General features: G+C 41.1%; 4 protein-coding genes. 2 read left to right on the top strand and 2 right to left on the bottom strand.

Annotated features, from left to right (window positions below; all coding sequences use genetic code 11):
• Positions 1-365: 365 nt before the first annotated feature.
• Positions 366-821 (top strand): GNAT family N-acetyltransferase, encoded by a 456-nt coding sequence (locus tag LFUMFP_RS03345; protein ID WP_025083838.1) that lies wholly within the window; start codon positions 366-368, stop codon positions 819-821.
• Positions 822-864: 43 nt separating this feature from the next.
• Here LFUMFP_RS03345 and LFUMFP_RS03340 read toward each other — a convergent pair whose 3' ends face one another.
• A complete protein-coding gene (locus LFUMFP_RS03340) occupies positions 865-2,010 on the bottom strand; it encodes an AI-2E family transporter (protein ID WP_025083839.1) in 1,146 nt (381 codons plus the stop codon).
• A 16-nt stretch (positions 2,011-2,026) separates the two neighbouring features.
• Complete coding sequence (locus LFUMFP_RS03335; protein ID WP_106483067.1) at positions 2,027-2,410, bottom strand: PTS glucitol/sorbitol transporter subunit IIA; 384 nt, start codon at positions 2,408-2,410, stop codon at positions 2,027-2,029.
• A gap of 147 nt (positions 2,411-2,557) precedes the next feature.
• On the opposite strand from LFUMFP_RS03335, the gene LFUMFP_RS03330 reads away from it, so the two are divergent.
• On the top strand, positions 2,558-3,586 hold the full coding sequence (locus LFUMFP_RS03330; protein ID WP_106483066.1) for a lactonase family protein: 1,029 nt from the start codon (positions 2,558-2,560) through the stop codon (positions 3,584-3,586).
• The last annotated feature ends 94 nt before the right edge of the window (positions 3,587-3,680 follow it).

Here is a 3,680-nt window from a genome sequence, read left to right as displayed (position 1 = left end):
CCCGCAGTAATTCATTGACTGCCTTCAGTTTAATTTCTTTTGAGAACATAATAAAACCCCAATCATTGGATTTCTCCAACGATTGGGGTTCAGTTCAAACTAAGGATAACCACATTTTTTGATTTGAACGGAAATTGATGAGTTCTGGCGCGCGTCAAAGAAACTCCTTAGTTTAATATCAAAATACTAAGACTTATATCACATCCCCTTTTTGTTTGACCTTAATCGCCTTGAAACCAATATTATAATTAGTTAGGTACCTAAAAACTTTTTGTAAACTATTGAAACGATAATTAAATAACGGTATAATGACCCGTGTCGTCGATATTTGGCGTCTACATTGATCAGAAAAGAGTGTGAAACAAATGGAAATTAAACATACACTTGGCGATAACAGTGTTATCTTCCGTGATGCGACTTACATTAGGAGAACGGTATTTGTCCGAGAACAAAATATGCCGGAAACCCAAGAAATTGATGCACACGAAGATCACACAATTCACTATGTAGGTTACCTCGAACAAGACCCCGCCGTTACGGCTCGGGTCCACGTCTTAAAAGATGGTGGTTTTAGAATTCAACGTGTTGCCACCATTAAAGCCTTCCGTGGCCAAGGATTAGGTTTTCAACTGATTGAAGCCATTATCGAAGACGCCAAACGGACGAATACCCCTTATATCCTGTTATTCGCGCAAGACCACGCCATCGGTTTTTATGAAAAACTGGGCTTCACGGTCATCAGCGAAGGCGAAATGGAAGCCAATATTCCGCACCACTACATGAAATTAACCTTTAGCCAAACAGAACAATTAGCGCAATAAAAAATAGCTTGGACCCCATCACGGGTTCAAGCTATTTTTTTGATTAATCATTATATAATCCTGAAACGGTTCTAAACCAGTCGAATAAATGACTGACTAAAATTTTAATAATCGCATAGACTGGAATGCCTAAAATAACCCCGGCTAAACCGAATAACTTACCCGATGCTAACAATACAATAATCGTCGTGACCGGATACATTGCCATCTTGCTGCCAAGTACCAAAGGCGAAACCAAGCGGCCTTCCAATGTCTGTTCAATCGCAAAGACGATTAAAACTTTGACTAACATCAACGGTGAAATAAACAAGGCAATAATCACGGACGGGACCATCGCTAAAAATGAGCCTAGATAAGGAATCAAATTTAAAATCCCAGCTAAAATACCAAGCGTTAACGCGTATTTCATCCCAACAATCCAATAGCCCGCCGTAAACATGATGGCCACCCAAAAGGCGACCGTCAATTGCCCACGAATATACTGACTGACTTGACCATTGATTTCATGCAACACTTGGCCGGTCGTTGCACGGACTCGATTCGGGAAGAAGTGCATTAAGTACGCTTTTAATCGGTGCCCGTCTTTTAACATGAAAAAAAGAATAAACGGCATCGTGACAATCGCAATCACGATGTTGGTGACTACGCCAACTGCCGTCCCGATATGGCTGACCGTTGAACTGACCATCTTATTCAATTTATCCGACAAACTGCCTAAAACATCAGTATTAATGTCATTTAACTGTTTTTGAATCGATTTAAAACTAGGATCGTTAAACCATTGCATCGTCTGTTTCTGAATATTCTGCCAATAATCCGGCCAATATTTAATCAAACTGGTTGTTTGCGATTGAATCACCGGAATTAAAGTCGCAATCCCCCAGGCAATCAAACCAATAATCGCAATGAATAGTATCGTGATGGCTAACACGCGATTTAAATGCCATTTATTTTCCAACCAATCGATCAGCGGATTGGTTAAATAATACAAGACCGCCGCAATAATCACGGGTAACCCGATAATCGTTAACAATGATTGAATCGGTTGCAATAGCCACGCTAATTTGGTCATCAATAATATTATCAGTAGCGTCAATAAAACATTTAACAAAACAACTGGCAACTTCTTATTTAAAAACCATTTAAAAAACCACGACTGTTTCGTTTCGTTTAATTCTCTCTGTGCCATCAATCACACCTAATTCCTATTCATTAATTTGATAACTCAATTGCGTGCCCACTTTAAAAGTGGGCATCTTTGGTGTTTCGGATGTCATAGGTGCTAAATAGAGGCCGCCCTGCAATCGATCACCGTCTGGGACTTGATCAAAAACCAAAGTGACGTGCCCGATAGTATTCAGATTTTCATTGGTCAATGCCCCAACGTAAGTCGCCTGATAGACGTGTTGATCAATCGTCACGGTTGCGCCAGTGGTTAAGTTAAACACCGGATGCAAGTCTGCGAACTGCTGAATTAAAGCAATTTCTTTAAGTGCGGGTGTCGCCTGTTCATTAAATAGAATCACCATTGGTTCTGTGGAATCAATGGCATTAGCCCCGATGGCTTTAATTTCTGCTTGAATTTTCATAATGGCGCCTCTTTCACTTAATATATTGTTATTGTAGCATATTCCTACATCAGACTCAGCTTTTGCTAATTAATCCTATCAATAAATTAAACCGTTTTCGCATGAATATGCTATACTCAGATAGTAATTGATGAAAGGGGTCTAATAATGACAGAAAAAGTACTTATCGGGGGTTACACCCGTCGAATTGGCAAGGGTATCTATCAAGGTATTTTAGATCAAACTGCCCATGCAATCAGCAACATTCAACCATTGATTAATATTGAAAATCCAACTTACTTAGCGATTTCAAAACGCAATATCCTTTATACGGTGATTAAAGAAGGCAATCAAGGCGGAATTGCCGCCTTTGATTTAACAACACCGACACCCAATCGTTTGAACGTCATCTTAGCAGCCGGTGCACCACCCGCATACGTGGCCATTGATGAAGACCGTCAATTAGTCTATGCCGCTAATTATCATAAAGGCCAAATCCTAGTTTATCAAATACTAGCAGACGGTCAATTAAAGCTTGCTAGTACGACGACCCATACCGGTCATGGTCCCAAACCAGAACAAACGAGTGCGCACGTTCACTATACCGATTTAACACCAGATGGTCGCTTGGTCGTTTGTGATTTAGGCATCGATCAACTGGTGACTTACGATGTCGATGCTGCTGGTCAATTAACCAAAGTGGCGACTTATCATAGTGCCCCTGGTTTTGGCACGCGTCATCTTGTTTTCCATCCAACGCAACCAATTGCCTATTTACTTGGCGAATTAGCCAGTGAAATCACGGTGCTTGATTATCAAGCTTCAACCGGGACCTTCACCGCGCGTGACACTTATGCCATGTTACCTAGCGATTGGCACGCAGCTAACGGGGGCGCCGCCATTCGGATCTCCGCAGATGGTCGTTTCCTATACGCTTCCAACCGCGGTCATAATTCAATCGTCGTCTATGCTATTGAATCGGCTGGTCAAACCTTAAAAGTGATTCAACACATTTCAACTGAAGGGGATTTCCCCCGCGATTTCAATCTCAATGCGGATCAATCGCTCCTATTAGCCGTTAATCAGAACAGTGACAATGGTACCCTTTACCAACGAGATGCTCAAACTGGTTTATTAACGCTTTGTGAAAAAGACCTGAGCACTCCTGAAGGTGTTTGTGTCCTATTCCAAAATTAAATGGGTCTATACTTTCTGGTGTTGGTAGAAATATTCTACCGACACCTTTTTTGTCTTTTCGCAAAAAAATAAACATCTTAACGATGTCTTCGTG

Source organism: Latilactobacillus fuchuensis, from assembly GCF_900258455.1.
GTDB lineage: Bacteria > Bacillota > Bacilli > Lactobacillales > Lactobacillaceae > Latilactobacillus > Latilactobacillus fuchuensis.
The sequence above is the reverse complement of the archived record's forward strand: the minus strand, read 5'-3'. Positions and strand labels throughout refer to the sequence as shown.

Excerpts from the sequence above, each read along its gene's own strand:
- LFUMFP_RS03345 (WP_025083838.1), top strand. The coding sequence starts at position 366 with ATGGAAATTAAACATACACTTGGCGATAACAGTGTTATCTTCCGTGAT.
- LFUMFP_RS03340 (WP_025083839.1), bottom strand. The coding sequence starts at position 2,010 with ATGGCACAGAGAGAATTAAACGAAACGAAACAGTCGTGGTTTTTTAAA.
- LFUMFP_RS03335 (WP_106483067.1), bottom strand. The coding sequence starts at position 2,410 with ATGAAAATTCAAGCAGAAATTAAAGCCATCGGGGCTAATGCCATTGAT.
- LFUMFP_RS03330 (WP_106483066.1), top strand. The coding sequence starts at position 2,558 with ATGACAGAAAAAGTACTTATCGGGGGTTACACCCGTCGAATTGGCAAG.